Source organism: Streptomyces pluripotens (assembly GCF_000802245.2).
Lineage (GTDB): Bacteria > Actinomycetota > Actinomycetes > Streptomycetales > Streptomycetaceae > Streptomyces > Streptomyces pluripotens.
Window position 1 is genome coordinate 5,839,029 of sequence record NZ_CP021080.1, and the last position, 12,711, is coordinate 5,851,739.

Below are 12,711 nucleotides of genomic sequence, written 5' to 3' on the forward strand. Positions count from 1 at the left end.
GCGACAGCAGGACGAGTGGGGTCCTGCGCCTTGCCGAACTTGTGTGCCGCGTACCGCGGGAAGTCCTCCGGGGCACGCTCCGCCCTGGTCGGCCGCCGGTGTGCGCAGCTGCCCCGGGCTTCCCGCGCGGCCCTTCCCGCGCGACCCGTTCCGTCGATCTGTCTGGCCGGGCCGCGGTCCTTTCCGACCTGCATTCCGACCCGCATACGCACGAGCCTGCCGGCGTCAAGCGATCGCCGATCTGAGCGTGTGCCATCCAGCCATCCTGCGCCGCCCCATCGGCACTCCTCCCGATACCGGGGGAATACCGGCAGAAGTCGACGGCCGGTCGGCGCGGGCAGGATGGTGCGGCCGATAGGAATCGATCACGGGACGGGAAGGCGCTGTACCCGGCACCCCGCGCTCTGCTAAGGCGGCGGGGGCTCCCCACCGGAACCGGTGTGTGCGATATCCGGGCGGGTAGGCGCCGCGCATCGCGACCTGTCCGGATCAACGCCCCGGCGTCCAGGGAACGTTGCCACCGTGCAGTGCTCCTGCCAGCATGACGGCGCTCATCGGGGCTTGGCAGGGGGAACGCGGCCGGCCCCGACGTTTCGTTGCCCTGGCTCGACTACCCCAGGAGGAGTTCGCTCCCATGGTCCGATCTCGGATGCGCGCAATCGTTATGTCTGCCGTGGGCGCGGCGGCGCTGGGACTCGGTGTACTCACCGCGGCGCCGGCGGGAGCCGCGCAGGTTGTGGCCGATTCGCCCGGCCAGGCCGCCTCGGCTGTCCCGTCCGGTCAGGCCGTCTCGGCCGGCTCTGCCGGACGGGCCGCGGCGGGCGGCTACTGGGCGTGCTCGGTTCCGGCCGGCAAGACGTACAGCAAGGTGGACCGCCGGCTGAACGCCTGCAACTCGAACGGTTGGGGCTACAGCTACTACGTGGTGGCCCCGGCGGACAATCTGTGGGCGTGCACCGTGCCGTCCGGATTCACCTACGACCGGGCTGACCGGCGGCTCAACACCTGCAGCGCCCAGGGCTGGGGCTACAGCTACCACCTGCGCACTCCCGGGGACAACCTGTGGGCGTGCACCATGCCGTCCGGATTCACCTACGACCGGGCTGACCGGCGGCTCAACACCTGCAGCGCCCAGGGCTGGGGTCAGAGCTACCACCTGCGCACCCCCAAGAGCGGTCTGTGGGCGTGCACCGTGCCGTCCGGTTTCTCCTACGACCAGAGCTACCGGCGGTTGAACACCTGCAATCCGGAGGGCTGGGGCTACAGCTTCCGACTGCGCGGATAGGCCGAATCGGAGCGGCGGAGCCGGACCACACGTCAGTCGGCGAGGCGAACGCCGCTCCGGACCGGAACCGGATCGGAACCGGATCAGGGTGGGGCCGGTCGGCACCATCTGCCGCGGCGACGGGGCCCACGCCGGTTCGGGTCGAGGAGTCCGTGTGCCCATGGTGAGGTCGACGTCCTTGCTCTCGCGCCCCCTCCCGCAGGGACTCGGTGTAGCTGTGCCCTGGGGCCCGTGCACCGCCTCTGCACCGCCGCTGCGCGGCTCCGATTCCCGTACCACGCACCGTGCCGCCGTCGCCCTGCGCCCCTTGGGTCTGCGCCCCTTGGGTCTGCGCCCCTTGGGTCTGCCGGGCGCTCTGCGGCCGAGCGGCAAAGGCACCTTTAGGCGCTGTTCTCGCGGACAGGGATGACGACCTGATCGACGAGCCAGCGGGCGGCCTTGTCCGGATAGGGGCGGGGCAACGCGAGCACGACGTGCTGGATGCCGATGGCTGCGAGGGCACGGATGTGGGAGCGGGTGGCGGCGGGGTGGGCGTAGTCGACGACGACCTGCGCGGAGCGGGTGATTTCGGCGGGGTCGCGGCCTGCCGCGGCGCAGTGCGCGTCCAGGATGCGGGCGCGCTCTGCGATCCACTCGGTGCTGTTGTGGGGCGGGCCGGGGACGTTCCACATGTCGGCGTGCTCGGCGACGATGCGCAGCGTGCGGTTGCCCCAGCCGCCGAGCAGCAGCAGCGGGCCGCCCGGCCGGACCGGGCCGGGGCCGTTGCGGGTACCGCGCAGGGTGGTGAAGGGGCCGTCGTGGTCGAAGACCTCCTCGGACCACATGCGGCGCAGGACGGTGATCGTCTCGGTGAGGCGGGCCAGGCCCTCACCCGGACTCGGGAGTGGGAAGCCGTAGGCGGCGTACTCGGCGGCGGCCGGATGGGGGCCGTCGGGCTGTCGGGTTCCGCCGACGCCCAGCCCCATGATCAGGCGTCCCTTGGAGATCGCGTCCACGGTGGTGGCGATCTTTCCGAGGTGGGCGGGTGCGCGCAGGGTGTTGTTGGTGACGAGCAGGCCGAGGCGGAGCCGGCTGGTGCGGGCAGCCAGTGCGGCCAGCAGCGTCCAGCCCTCCAGGACAGCACCGTGGGGTGGTCCGGCCAGCGGCATCAGGTGGTCCCACAGCCAGGCGTCGTCGAGTTCTGGCAGTTCGTCGGCCTCCTCCCAGACCCGGAGGATCTCGTCGTAGGCCAGGTGCATGGGCGTGGTCTTGATACCGAAGCGGAGTGCACGGGTGGGTACATCACAAGCCATGGCCATCACTGTAGTCGATCGTCAGCAACACTGACTATCAGTGGATGGTTAAGATGTTGGAATGGCGGAGAAGGGCGATGACGGGGCCGCGTTCGACGAGTTGCTCGGTGCGCGGCTGGGCTACCTGCTCAAACATGCGCAGTTGCGGCTGGCCGAGAGTGCCGGGCCCGCACTGGCCCGGTTCGGGCTGGATGCGCGGGAGTTGGCGGTGCTCGTGGTGCTGGCGGCGGGTCCTTCGCTGTCGCAGTTGGAGGCCGCCCGACGACTGGGTGTGGACCGGACCACGATGGTCGCCCTCATCGACGCGCTGGAGGGCAAGGGCTTGGTGGAGCGGCGCCGCAGCGAGGACGACCGCCGCCGCAACGTCGTCGAGTTGACGGAGCGGGGTAGGCGCGTGCGTGCCGATGCGGAGGACGCCCGCGAGGCGGCGGAGCGTGAGTTCCTCGCTCCGCTGGGCGAGCAGGATGCGGCAGGGCTGGTGAAGGCGCTACGGGTGCTGGTGACCGGGATCCGGAACGGGTGCTGAACTGAACGTCTGAAGCGACCTCCACGTTGATGCTCTGTCGGTCGGGTGAGGGGATGTGTCGGCGCGGCGTCACTGCGGCGGTCACTCCGGCTCTTCCGGTCCGTCCCTCGATCGTAGGAAGGCTCTAACGGCAAAACGGTTCGCCGCTTCAGCGGAGGCTTACCGTCCGCATATGGCCGTGCTCCCCGTGTCCACTCAGAGTTCGGCGGTCGATGTCGCCGCTGCCACCGTCCCCCCGCACGTCCCTGGGCCCCCCGATGTGCGGGCCAGGGTCACCGAGTTGCGGCTGTCGGCCTTCGCCGGGCACCGTCGGGCCGGATTTCCGCTGGGGGCCGTCACCCTGTTCGTGGGGCCCAGCGGTGCCGGTAAGTCCACCGCTCTCGCGGCCTACGAGGCGCTTGGTCGGCTCGCTGGCGGGGCTCCGCTCGCGGCGGTGTTCCCGGACCCGGTCGCCTGTGTGCCGGAGCGGGCGCGGCGGGATGTCGGGGGGCGACGAGGGTTCCGCATCGGGTGTACGGCCGACGGTGCCGAGGGCCCGGTCCACCTGGACATTGCCGTCCAAGCCGAACCCGAGCTGCGGATCGTGGGCGAGCGGCTGAGCGCCGACGGTGTCGTGTTGCTGGAGACCGCGCTGCGTGATCCCGGCCGCCGCACCGTGCAGGCCGCCTGGCACACCGCCGGCTCGGCGCCGGTGACGCGGGCCCCGCTTCCCGATGACCGGCTCGGCACCGCCCTGCTGCCGCTGCGGGTGGCCGGCAAGACGGACGGGCAGCGGCACGTGCTGGCCGCGGCCGAGCAGATGGTTGTCGCCCTGCGCTCCGTCTTCCCGTGCGACCCGCGCCCCGAGCGTATGCGCGCCCCCGTCCCCGCCGGTTCCGGGCGGCTCCTGCCCGGCTGCGGCAACCTGGCCGACGTACTGTGGCGCATCCGGTCCGAGTGCGGTCGCCGGCATGCCCAGCTGATCGAGGCGCTTCGTGTGGGCTGCGCCGGGCCGGTGGCCGATCTGGTCGCCGAGCCCCTGCCCGACGGCACCGTCCGCGCGCTACTCGACCGGGGCGATGGGTTCCGCACCGCTGTCGCCCGCCTCGGCGACGGCGAACTGCGGTATCTCGCACTGGCCCTGGTGCTGCTCACCGGGCCAGGTGTCTTGGACGTGGACGAGCCCGGCGAGGTGCCGGATGCCCTGCGGACGCTCACCGTGCTCGCCGACGGCTTCGACCGTGCGCTCGACCCGTGTCAGCGCCGGGAACTGCTGCGGCTGGCGGCGCGGATGGGCGAGCGCGGGCATGTGCGCTGCCTGGGCGCGGTGAGCGATGCCTCGTGGGCCGCCGGGACGGACGGTGTCGCAGTGGTACACCTGAAGCCGTGACGGAATACCCAGACCTGCTCGGACTCCAGCGCAGACTTGCCGACTTCGCGGCCGCCCGGAACTGGCAGTCCTACCACACGCCCAAGAACCTCGCTGCCGCCCTTTCGGTGGAGGCCTCCGAACTGGTTGAGATCTTCCAGTGGCTGACCCCGGAGGAGTCCGTCCGCGTGATGGACGACCCCGGGAGCGCGCACCGGGTCACCGACGAGGTCGCTGATGTGCTCGCCTATCTCCTGCAGTTCTGCGAGGTCCTCGGCGTCGACCCGCTGGCTGCCCTGGCCGCCAAGATCGATCGCAACGAACGGCGCTTCCCGCTGCCGGGTCGCGGGGGCGCCCCCGGACCCGGGACCGCTCCCGAGAACCGGCCCGGCGAGGGTGAGCAACAAGCGGATGGCTGAACTCCGTTATCACTCTCCGAAGTCAAAGTCCCTGCCGAATCCTAATTGTTGTCCCTAGATTTCCGTCTTCCTCTGGCCATTCGCCTCACGGGCCTTCACTCTGGGTAGTGAACAAGGGTATGCGCACAACGTGTCGGCGAGCACACGGACGGACGGGGGCAACGTATGGACGCGGTACGGCTCATCCTCATGAGTAGGCGGGCCCTGGCGGCCGGTGTCGACCAGGACCGGACCATGGCGGAGGTGTGGCAGGCGCAGGCCCTGGCCCAGGCGATCGGCAGTCGGCTGGCGGTCACCGGGCCGCCCGAACTGCGTGGCGAAGCGTTGGGCCTCACCGAGCTCGCGGGCCGGGGCTGCGGCGTCCTGGACCCGCCTGAACTCGACCCGGGCGACCTGCGCGCCGCACAGCTCACCGAGCTGGCCGACGCCCGCGAGACCCTGCTCTGCCTCGGCGGTCTGCTCGGCGAGGTCGGCATGGCCCTGGTCGGAATTGCCAGTGCCGAGGCCGACGAGACGACGTACTGGCAGTGCATGGAGGCCATCGACGCCGCCGACGAGTCTCGCGACCGGGTCCGGGAGATGCTGCGCAAGCTGGCGGCGCGGGAGGAGGTGTTGTCCGAACGGGAGCCGGGGTGAGGGGGTGTGTCCGGTGCCCGTGCGTTCGGCGCCGGCCGTGCTCCACGGGTGACGGCGTCTCAGCCGGCCTCGGCCTCTTCCGCCGCTCCCTGTCCGGATCCCCCGGTCTGTAGGTCCGCCAGCGCCGACAGGTCCGCGTTCAGCGCCGCCATCAGCTCCTCCATCTGCTCCAGCAACCCCTTGGGTCGACCGGTGGAGCCACCCTGTTGGGGAACGGACTCTTCGGACATGACGGCCTCCTCGGCCCCCGGCCCGGCAGGGCCGGTGCGATGACGCGCGACGGCGGCCACCGCCCGGCGCGGGCGCCGGACGGTCCGGCTCCGAGGGCCTAACGATCATCACCGGGACGCGTCACTGGCCCGCACCACCGCCCGCACCCGCGGCGGACGGTTTTCACCCGACCGTGGACGGCCGCGCCGGGCGGCACCACCGGGGTCGACGCGTCCTTCGGCGTGCAGGATGGACGCATGGACCTTCGAATCTTCACTGAGCCCCAGCAGGGGGCCACCTACGACACGTTGCTGACCGTGGCGAAAGCCGCCGAGGACCTCGGATTCGACGCCTTCTTCCGCTCCGACCACTATCTGCGCATGGGCAGCGTCGACGGCCTGCCCGGCCCCACCGACGCCTGGATCACGCTGGCCGGACTGGCCCGCGAGACCAAGCGCATCCGGTTGGGCACCCTGATGACGGCCGGCACCTTTCGGCTGCCCGGCGTGCTGGCCATCCAGGTTGCCCAGGTGGACCAGATGTCCGGTGGCCGGGTGGAACTGGGGCTCGGCGCGGGCTGGTTCGAGGAGGAGCACAGGGCGTACGGCATCCCGTTCCCGAAGGAGAGGTTCGCGCGGCTCGAGGAGCAGCTGGCCATCGTCACCGGGCTGTGGGCGACCGAAGTCGGCAAGACCTTCGACTTCCACGGAACCTACTACGACCTCACCGACTCGCCCGCGCTGCCCAAGCCCGCCCAGAAGAAGCTGCCGGTGCTCATCGGCGGCCACGGTGCGGTGCGTACCCCGCGTCTCACCGCCCAGTACGCAGACGAGTTCAACATCCCGTTCGCCTCGGTCGCGGACAGCGAGCGGCAGTTCGGCCGGGTGCGCTCCGCTGTCGCGGAGACAGGCCGCGACGCGGACGCCCTGACGTACTCCAACGCGCTGGTGGTCTGCGTCGGCAAGGACGACCAGGACGTCGCGCGCCGCGCCGCCGCGATCGGCCGTGAGGTGGACGAACTCAAGGTCAACGGCCTGGCCGGTTCCCCGGCCGAGGTCGTCGACAAGATCGGGCGCTACGGGGAGATCGGCTCCCGGCGGATCTACCTGCAGGTCCTGGACCTCGACGACCTCGATCACTTGGAGCTGATCTCCGCCCAGGTGCAGTCGCAACTGCCGTAGCCCGCCGGCCGCCCCGGCCGGGCTGCTCGACCCGCCCCGGGCCGCCCGACCTGTCGCGCTCTTCGGAGGGCGCCTCCGGCGGGCGGCCCGGCTCCGGCTTGCCCCCGTTCCACCGGCCGGAAGCCCAGGGGCTGGCGCCGACCGGCTCACTGCCCCCCGGCCGGGCCCGGGCGCCCCGCGCACGCGGGCCGCCCGGGGTCGCTCCGCTGACGGCCGTCTGCGCCGGTCCTGTCCCGCCCCCTCCCGCCGGTGAGCAGGGTGCCGTGCCGCCCGGACTGCTCGGGCAGGTCGGACGACCCCCGCGGCACTGTTCGGGGGGATGAAGCGACCGGTGTGGGGTGCGGCTCTCAGGTCTACGTATTCGGCCGGAATTGTGGGCTCCACCACAGCGTTCGTGAGGCAGGACTGATCGGATGACCGGGTGCGCAAGGTACCTCAGTCTCCCGCCGCCCTCGTCCCAGCAGGTCTGCTCGCCCCGCCGGCGGGCCGGTTCGCCGGCAGGAGTGACACCGACGAGGTCCGCCGCCTCGACACCGCGGCGGCGCCGTCCACGACATCGAGGACGGTGCTGAGGGATCGGTCATCCCCAGGAACAAGAGGGCTCCGGGGGACCTGTGCACGGCGGACGGGCGGGTCGTCGAGGAGGTCCGGAGGACCGTCGCCGGGACGTCATGAGACGGGCCGTACCTGCGCGCACCACGTTGCTGCGACCATCCTCGGTACGGCGGCCATCCTCACTCTCACCGGCTGCGGAGCGGAACCGGCCGGCTCCCGTGTCGACGGACCCCCTCGGGCCCCCGCGGCCACGGGAGCCGGCAGCGCCGGTTCACCGTGTCCTTCCCGACTGCCCCGGCACGACGGGGGGCCCGCAGGCAGTCCGGCCGCGGACCCCGGCCCGCGTGCAGACCGCACCCCGCTTCCGCTGCCCACCGGAGGCCTGACCGAGGACGGGGTCGAGATCACCGGCCTGTCCGGCTGGACGCCCGGCGGTGGCCACGGCTGCCGGTCCGACGGGTTCCTCGCCGACTTCACGGTCACCAACCACGGCGGGACGGCGAAGACCTACACCGTCACACTCGGCTTCCTGTCGGCGTCCAAAGGCGCGGTCGACAACGTGGAGACGACCGTCCTCGCGGTCCGGCCGGGCCAATCAGTACGGAGGACCGTTCGCACCGGGGAACTGCCTCCGGGGACCCCGGGAGTGACGAGCGTGTCGATCGTGAAGGTGCGCAGTGTGCCCCTGGCCGAGGCCCCTTCCGAGAGCGGCCCGTGCCCGGCCTCCGGTGTGCGTGTCCATGCTGACCGGGGCGACGCCGCCATGGGCCTGCGCGTGGTGGGCCTGCACCTGGAGAACTGCGGTAAGGCGCCGTACCGCCTGAACGGCCGCCCCAAGCTCCAGATCGTCGACGCCAGCCACGAACCCGTCACCGGTGTGAGCATCGTCCCCGGCGACCGGATCGCCACCGGTACCGGCGCCGACGGCACGCCCCGGGACATCATCCTCGAACCCGGCGAGCGCGCGTACGCCGGTCTGGTGTGGCGCAACACCACGGAGGCCGGTGACGGCTACGTTCCCGTCAACGCCCCGTATCTGCGTGTGTGGGCCCGGCCAGGTGCCCGACCGGTGATGACGACACCGGAACTCGACCTCGGCACGACGGGACGGCTCGGCGTCGGTCCGTGGAAGAAGGAAGGCTGAGGCGCCGGCCGCACCAGGGAGCCGGGCGCTGCACGAAAACCAGTGGTCAGCGCGGGTTGGGAGCAGGAGACTCGGACGTGTGTTCCTGACGATTTCCACGCGCGGCGACGCCGCTCACCCGGCCACCGACCTCGGGTACCTGCTGCACAAGCACCCCGACAATGCCCAGAAGTTCCCCACGTCCTACGGCACTGCCCACGTCTTCTACCCAGAGGCGGACATCGAGCGCTGCACGGCTGCGCTGCTACTGGAGACCGACACGGTGGCACTGGTGCGCCGGGGCAAGGGCAAGGGCCGTGGCGGCGCCCCCGGCGCAGCGCTCGCACAGTACGTCAACGACCGCCCCTATGCGGCCTCATCGCTGCTCGCCGTAGCGCTGAGCGCCGTGTTCTCCAGCGCCCTGCGCGGGGTGTGCACCGCCCGCCCGGAGCGGGCGGCCGCACCGCTTCCGTTGCGCATCGAGGTCCCCGCGCTGCCCGCCCGCGGTGGACCGGACCTCGTGCGACGCCTCTTCGAGCCACTCGGCTGGACGGTCACCGTCGATCCCGTCGCCCTCGACGCCGAGTTCCCCGAGTGGGGCGACTCGCGGTACGTCCACCTCGCCCTGGAGAGCGAGATACTGACCCTCCAAGAGGCGCTGCGCCACCTGTACGTCCTGTTGCCCGTGCTGGACGACGCCAAGCACTACTGGGTCTCCTCCGACGAGGTGGACAAACTGTTGCGCGCCGGTGCGGGCTGGTTGCCCGGACACCCGGAGCAGAAGCTGATCACCAGCCGGTACCTCTCCCGCCGCTGGGCACTGACCCGGCAGGCGACGGAGCGGCTGGAGTTGGTGCGGCTGGCAGAGACCGACGACAGCGAGGTCGGCGACATCGACAACGCCGTCGGGGACGAGCCGGGGGAGACCGAGGAGAAGCCCGCCCCGCTCGCGGTACAGCGCCGGGAGGCGATCCTGACCGCCCTGTGCGATGCCGGAGCCGCCCGGGTGCTCGACCTCGGCTGCGGACAGGGGCAGTTGGTGCACGAACTGCTCAAGGACGCACGGTTCACCGAGATCGCCGCCGTCGACGTTTCCGTGCGGGCGCTCACCATCGCCGCGCGTCGGCTGAAGCTGGACCGTATGGGGGAGCGGCAAGCGGCCCGGGTGAAGCTCTTCCAGGGCTCGCTCGCCTACACCGACAACCGGCTCAAGGGCTACGACGCAGCCGTGCTCAGCGAGGTGATCGAACACCTCGACCTGCCCCGGCTGCCCGCCCTGGAGTACGCCGTGTTCGGGCACGCGCGCCCGCGCACGGTGCTCGTGACCACCCCTAACGTCGAGTACAACATCCGCTGGGAGTCCCTCCCCGCCGGACACGTCCGGCACGGTGACCACCGCTTCGAGTGGACCCGCGAAGAGTTTTGCAGCTGGGCGCGTGCCGTCGCCGAACGGCACGGCTACGACGTTGCGTTCGTCCCCGTCGGGCCCGATGACCTAGAGGTCGGTCCGCCCACTCAGATGGCCGTGTTCCGTACCAAGCCCCAGAAGGAGGCGAAGACCGCATGACCGAGTCCCGCACGGGACGGGTCCTCCCCGTCACGGATCTCTCCCTCGTCGTGCTCGTCGGTGCCTCCGGCTCCGGCAAGTCCACCTTCGCCCGCAGGCACTTCAAGCCCACCGAGGTGATCTCCTCCGACTTCTGCCGCGGCCTGGTCTGCGACGACGAGAACGACCAGAGCGCGAGCAGGGATGCCTTCGACGTCCTGCACTACATCGCCGGCAAGCGGCTGGCGGCTGGACGCCGCACCGTCGTCGACGCCACCAGCGTGCAGCAGGACGGCCGGCGGCAGTTGATCGAACTGGCGAAGAGGCACGACGTGCTGCCCATCGCCATCGTGCTGGACATGCCGGAGGAGGTGTGCGCCCAGCGCAATGCGGTCCGCACCGACCGTGCGGACATGCCCCGCCGGGTCATTCAGCGCCACATCCGCGAACTTCGCCGTTCGCTCCGGCACTTGGAGCGCGAGGGCTTCCGCAAGGTGCACGTCCTGCGCGGGGTGGAGGAGGCGGAGAACGCCATCGTCGTCACCGAAAAGCGCTTCAACGACCTCACCCACCTCACCGGTCCCTTCGACATCATCGGCGACGTCCATGGCTGCTCCGCCGAACTAGAGTCGTTGCTCGCCGAACTGGGGTACCAGGACGGCGAGCACCCGCAGGGCCGGACCGCCGTATTCGTCGGCGACCTGGTTGACCGGGGTCCGGACACCCCGGGCGTGCTGCGCCGGGTGATGTCGATGGTCGCGGCGGGCAACGCGCTGTGCGTGCCGGGTAACCACGAGAACAAGTACGGCCGCTACCTCAAGGGCCGCATGGTCCAGCACACCCATGGTCTCGCCGAGACCATCACGCAGATGGAGGGCGAGAGCGAGGAGTTCAGGGGCCAGGTCCGCACGTTCCTGGACGGGCTGGTCAGCCACTACGTCCTCGACGGCGGCCGGCTCGTGGTGTGTCACGCCGGCTTGCCCGAGAAGTACCACGGCCGTACTTCCGGCCGGGTGCGTTCGCACGCCCTGTACGGCGACACCACCGGCGAGACCGACGAGTTCGGGCTGCCGGTGCGCTACCCGTGGGCGGAGGACTACCGGGGTCGGGCGGCCGTGGTCTACGGTCACACCCCGGTGCCGAAGGCCACCTGGCTCAACAACACCATCTGCCTGGACACCGGCGCCGTGTTCGGCGGCAAGCTGACCGCGCTGCGCTGGCCGGAGCGCGAGTTGGTCGACGTATCGGCCGAACGGGTCTGGTACGAGCCGGCGAAGCCGCTGCGCTCCGACGCGCCGGGCGGACACGACGGACGCCCGCTGGACCTGGCGGACGTGCACGGCCGCCGCAGCGTGGAGACCCGGCACGCGGGCAGGGTGGCCGTCCGCGAGGAGAACGCGGCGGCGGCCCTGGAGGTCATGAGCCGCTTCGCGATCGACCCGCGGATGCTGCCGTACCTGCCGCCGACCATGGCACCGGCGGCGACCTCCACGCTGGACGGTTACCTGGAGCATCCGCAGGAGGCCTTCGCGCAGTACGCGCAGGACGGGGTCGCGCGGGTCGTGTGCCAGGAGAAGCACATGGGTTCGCGGGCCGTGGCCCTGGTGTGCCGGGACGCTGAGGTGGCACGCAGGGTCTTCGGCGTGGACGGTCCGGCCGGATCGCTGTACACCCGCACCGGCCGGCCCTTCTTCGACGATGCCGAGGTGACCGAGGAGATCCTCGGCCGGCTGCGTGCGGCGGCCGGGGACGCGGGCCTGTGGGACGAACTCGACTCCGACTGGCTGTTGCTGGACGCCGAGTTGATGCCGTGGTCACTGAAGGCCGTGGGCCTGCTGCGCGGCCAGTACGCGGCCGTGGGCGCCGCCTCCGGCGCGGTGTTCCCGGCTGCGCTGGCCGCCCTGGAGACCGCCGCCGCGCGTGGTGTCGACGTGGGTGGACTGCTGACGCGTCAGCGTGAACGCGCCGCCGACGCTGCTGCGTTCACCGCCGCCTACCGTCGCTACTGCTGGACCACTGACGGACTGGAGGGCGTCCGCCTGGCCCCCTTCCAGATCCTCGCCGCCGCCGGGCGCAGCCTCGCCGGGCTGGCGCACGACGAGCAACTCGCCCTGATTGACCGCATGGTGGAACACGATGGCAGCGGACTGCTGCAGACGACCCGACGGCTGTACGTCGATACCGCAGACCCGGAATCGGTGGGCGCGGGTGTGGACTGGTGGTTGGAGATGACCGGCCGGGGCGGCGAGGGCATGGTCGTCAAACCGGTGGGTGCGCTGGTCCGCACCGAGGACGGCCGGCTGGTGCAGCCTGGCATCAAGTGCCGGGGCCGGGAGTACCTGCGGATCATCTACGGTCCCGAGTACACCCGGCCGGACAATCTGGCCCGGCTGCGGCAGCGGTTCCTGAACCACAAGCGGTCCCTCGCCCTGCGTGAGTACGCCCTGGGCCTGGAGGCCCTGGACCGGCTTGCCGACGGTGAGCCGCTGTGGCGGGTGCACGAGGCGGTGTTCGGGGTGCTGGCGCTGGAGTCGGAGCCGGTGGATCCGCGTCTGTAGGGCCCGGACCGGAACGTCCCCGCGCAACTGCG

Annotated in this window: 11 protein-coding genes; 9 read left to right on the top strand and 2 right to left on the bottom strand. The window is 71.4% G+C overall.

Annotation, left to right across the window (positions count from 1 at the left end):
* Positions 1-649: 649 nt before the first annotated feature.
* A complete protein-coding gene (locus LK06_RS34565; RefSeq protein ID WP_234367506.1) occupies positions 650-1,285 on the top strand; it encodes a hypothetical protein in 636 nt (211 codons plus the stop codon).
* Positions 1,286-1,665: 380 nt separating this feature from the next.
* On the opposite strand, the gene LK06_RS26010 is transcribed toward LK06_RS34565, so the two are convergent.
* Positions 1,666-2,577 carry an LLM class flavin-dependent oxidoreductase gene (locus LK06_RS26010; protein WP_043435011.1) on the bottom strand — a complete coding sequence of 304 codons (912 nt, stop codon included), beginning with the start codon at positions 2,575-2,577 and terminating at the stop codon, positions 1,666-1,668.
* A 61-nt stretch (positions 2,578-2,638) separates the two neighbouring features.
* Here LK06_RS26010 and LK06_RS26015 point away from each other — a divergent pair, with 61 nt between their 5' ends.
* The 4 genes from LK06_RS26015 to LK06_RS26030 all read left to right on the top strand — a co-directional run bounded on the left by LK06_RS26015 (position 2,639) and on the right by LK06_RS26030 (position 5,506).
* On the top strand, positions 2,639-3,103 hold the full coding sequence (locus LK06_RS26015) for a MarR family winged helix-turn-helix transcriptional regulator (protein WP_039656739.1): 465 nt from the start codon (positions 2,639-2,641) through the stop codon (positions 3,101-3,103).
* Positions 3,104-3,275: 172 nt separating this feature from the next.
* On the top strand, positions 3,276-4,472 hold the full coding sequence (locus tag LK06_RS26020) for an AAA family ATPase (protein WP_043435004.1): 1,197 nt from the start codon (positions 3,276-3,278) through the stop codon (positions 4,470-4,472).
* Positions 4,469-4,870: a nucleotide pyrophosphohydrolase gene (locus LK06_RS26025; RefSeq protein WP_052270243.1), complete on the top strand. Its 402-nt coding sequence runs from the start codon at positions 4,469-4,471 to the stop codon at positions 4,868-4,870. The genes LK06_RS26020 and LK06_RS26025 overlap by 4 nt, the downstream gene beginning before the upstream one ends.
* 165 nt (positions 4,871-5,035) lie before the next feature.
* The gene (locus LK06_RS26030; protein WP_174673938.1) at positions 5,036-5,506 is read left to right on the top strand and encodes a DUF6099 family protein; all 471 of its coding nucleotides are present in this window, start codon (positions 5,036-5,038) and stop codon (positions 5,504-5,506) included.
* A 59-nt stretch (positions 5,507-5,565) separates the two neighbouring features.
* On the opposite strand, the gene LK06_RS33875 is transcribed toward LK06_RS26030, so the two are convergent.
* Entirely contained in the window at positions 5,566-5,736 is a 171-nt protein-coding gene (locus tag LK06_RS33875; RefSeq protein WP_167747952.1) for a hypothetical protein, read from the bottom strand.
* Positions 5,737-5,973: 237 nt separating this feature from the next.
* On the opposite strand from LK06_RS33875, the gene LK06_RS26035 reads away from it, so the two are divergent.
* The 4 genes from LK06_RS26035 (at position 5,974) to LK06_RS26050 (ending at position 12,679) form a co-directional block, all read left to right on the top strand.
* A complete protein-coding gene (locus tag LK06_RS26035) occupies positions 5,974-6,897 on the top strand; it encodes an LLM class F420-dependent oxidoreductase (RefSeq protein ID WP_039656735.1) in 924 nt (307 codons plus the stop codon).
* Between the two features lie 1,210 nt (positions 6,898-8,107).
* Complete coding sequence (locus LK06_RS35115) at positions 8,108-8,596, top strand: DUF4232 domain-containing protein (protein WP_342351827.1); 489 nt, start codon at positions 8,108-8,110, stop codon at positions 8,594-8,596.
* Positions 8,597-8,675: 79 nt separating this feature from the next.
* A complete protein-coding gene (locus LK06_RS26045) occupies positions 8,676-10,142 on the top strand; it encodes a 3' terminal RNA ribose 2'-O-methyltransferase Hen1 (RefSeq protein WP_043435002.1) in 1,467 nt (488 codons plus the stop codon).
* Positions 10,139-12,679 carry a polynucleotide kinase-phosphatase gene (locus LK06_RS26050; RefSeq protein ID WP_043434999.1) on the top strand — a complete coding sequence of 847 codons (2,541 nt, stop codon included), beginning with the start codon at positions 10,139-10,141 and terminating at the stop codon, positions 12,677-12,679. The genes LK06_RS26045 and LK06_RS26050 overlap by 4 nt, the downstream gene beginning before the upstream one ends.
* The last annotated feature ends 32 nt before the right edge of the window (positions 12,680-12,711 follow it).

What these genes read in the sequence shown, in the direction of transcription:
- LK06_RS34565 (WP_234367506.1), top strand. Translation starts at nt 650, where the DNA reads ATGCGCGCAATCGTTATGTCTGCCGTGGGCGCGGCGGCGCTGGGACTC.
- LK06_RS26010 (WP_043435011.1), bottom strand. Translation starts at nt 2,577, where the DNA reads ATGGCTTGTGATGTACCCACCCGTGCACTCCGCTTCGGTATCAAGACC.
- LK06_RS26015 (WP_039656739.1), top strand. Translation starts at nt 2,639, where the DNA reads ATGGCGGAGAAGGGCGATGACGGGGCCGCGTTCGACGAGTTGCTCGGT.
- LK06_RS26020 (WP_043435004.1), top strand. Translation starts at nt 3,276, where the DNA reads ATGGCCGTGCTCCCCGTGTCCACTCAGAGTTCGGCGGTCGATGTCGCC.
- LK06_RS26030 (WP_174673938.1), top strand. Translation starts at nt 5,036, where the DNA reads ATGGACGCGGTACGGCTCATCCTCATGAGTAGGCGGGCCCTGGCGGCC.
- LK06_RS33875 (WP_167747952.1), bottom strand. Translation starts at nt 5,736, where the DNA reads ATGTCCGAAGAGTCCGTTCCCCAACAGGGTGGCTCCACCGGTCGACCC.
- LK06_RS26035 (WP_039656735.1), top strand. Translation starts at nt 5,974, where the DNA reads ATGGACCTTCGAATCTTCACTGAGCCCCAGCAGGGGGCCACCTACGAC.
- LK06_RS26050 (WP_043434999.1), top strand. Translation starts at nt 10,139, where the DNA reads ATGACCGAGTCCCGCACGGGACGGGTCCTCCCCGTCACGGATCTCTCC.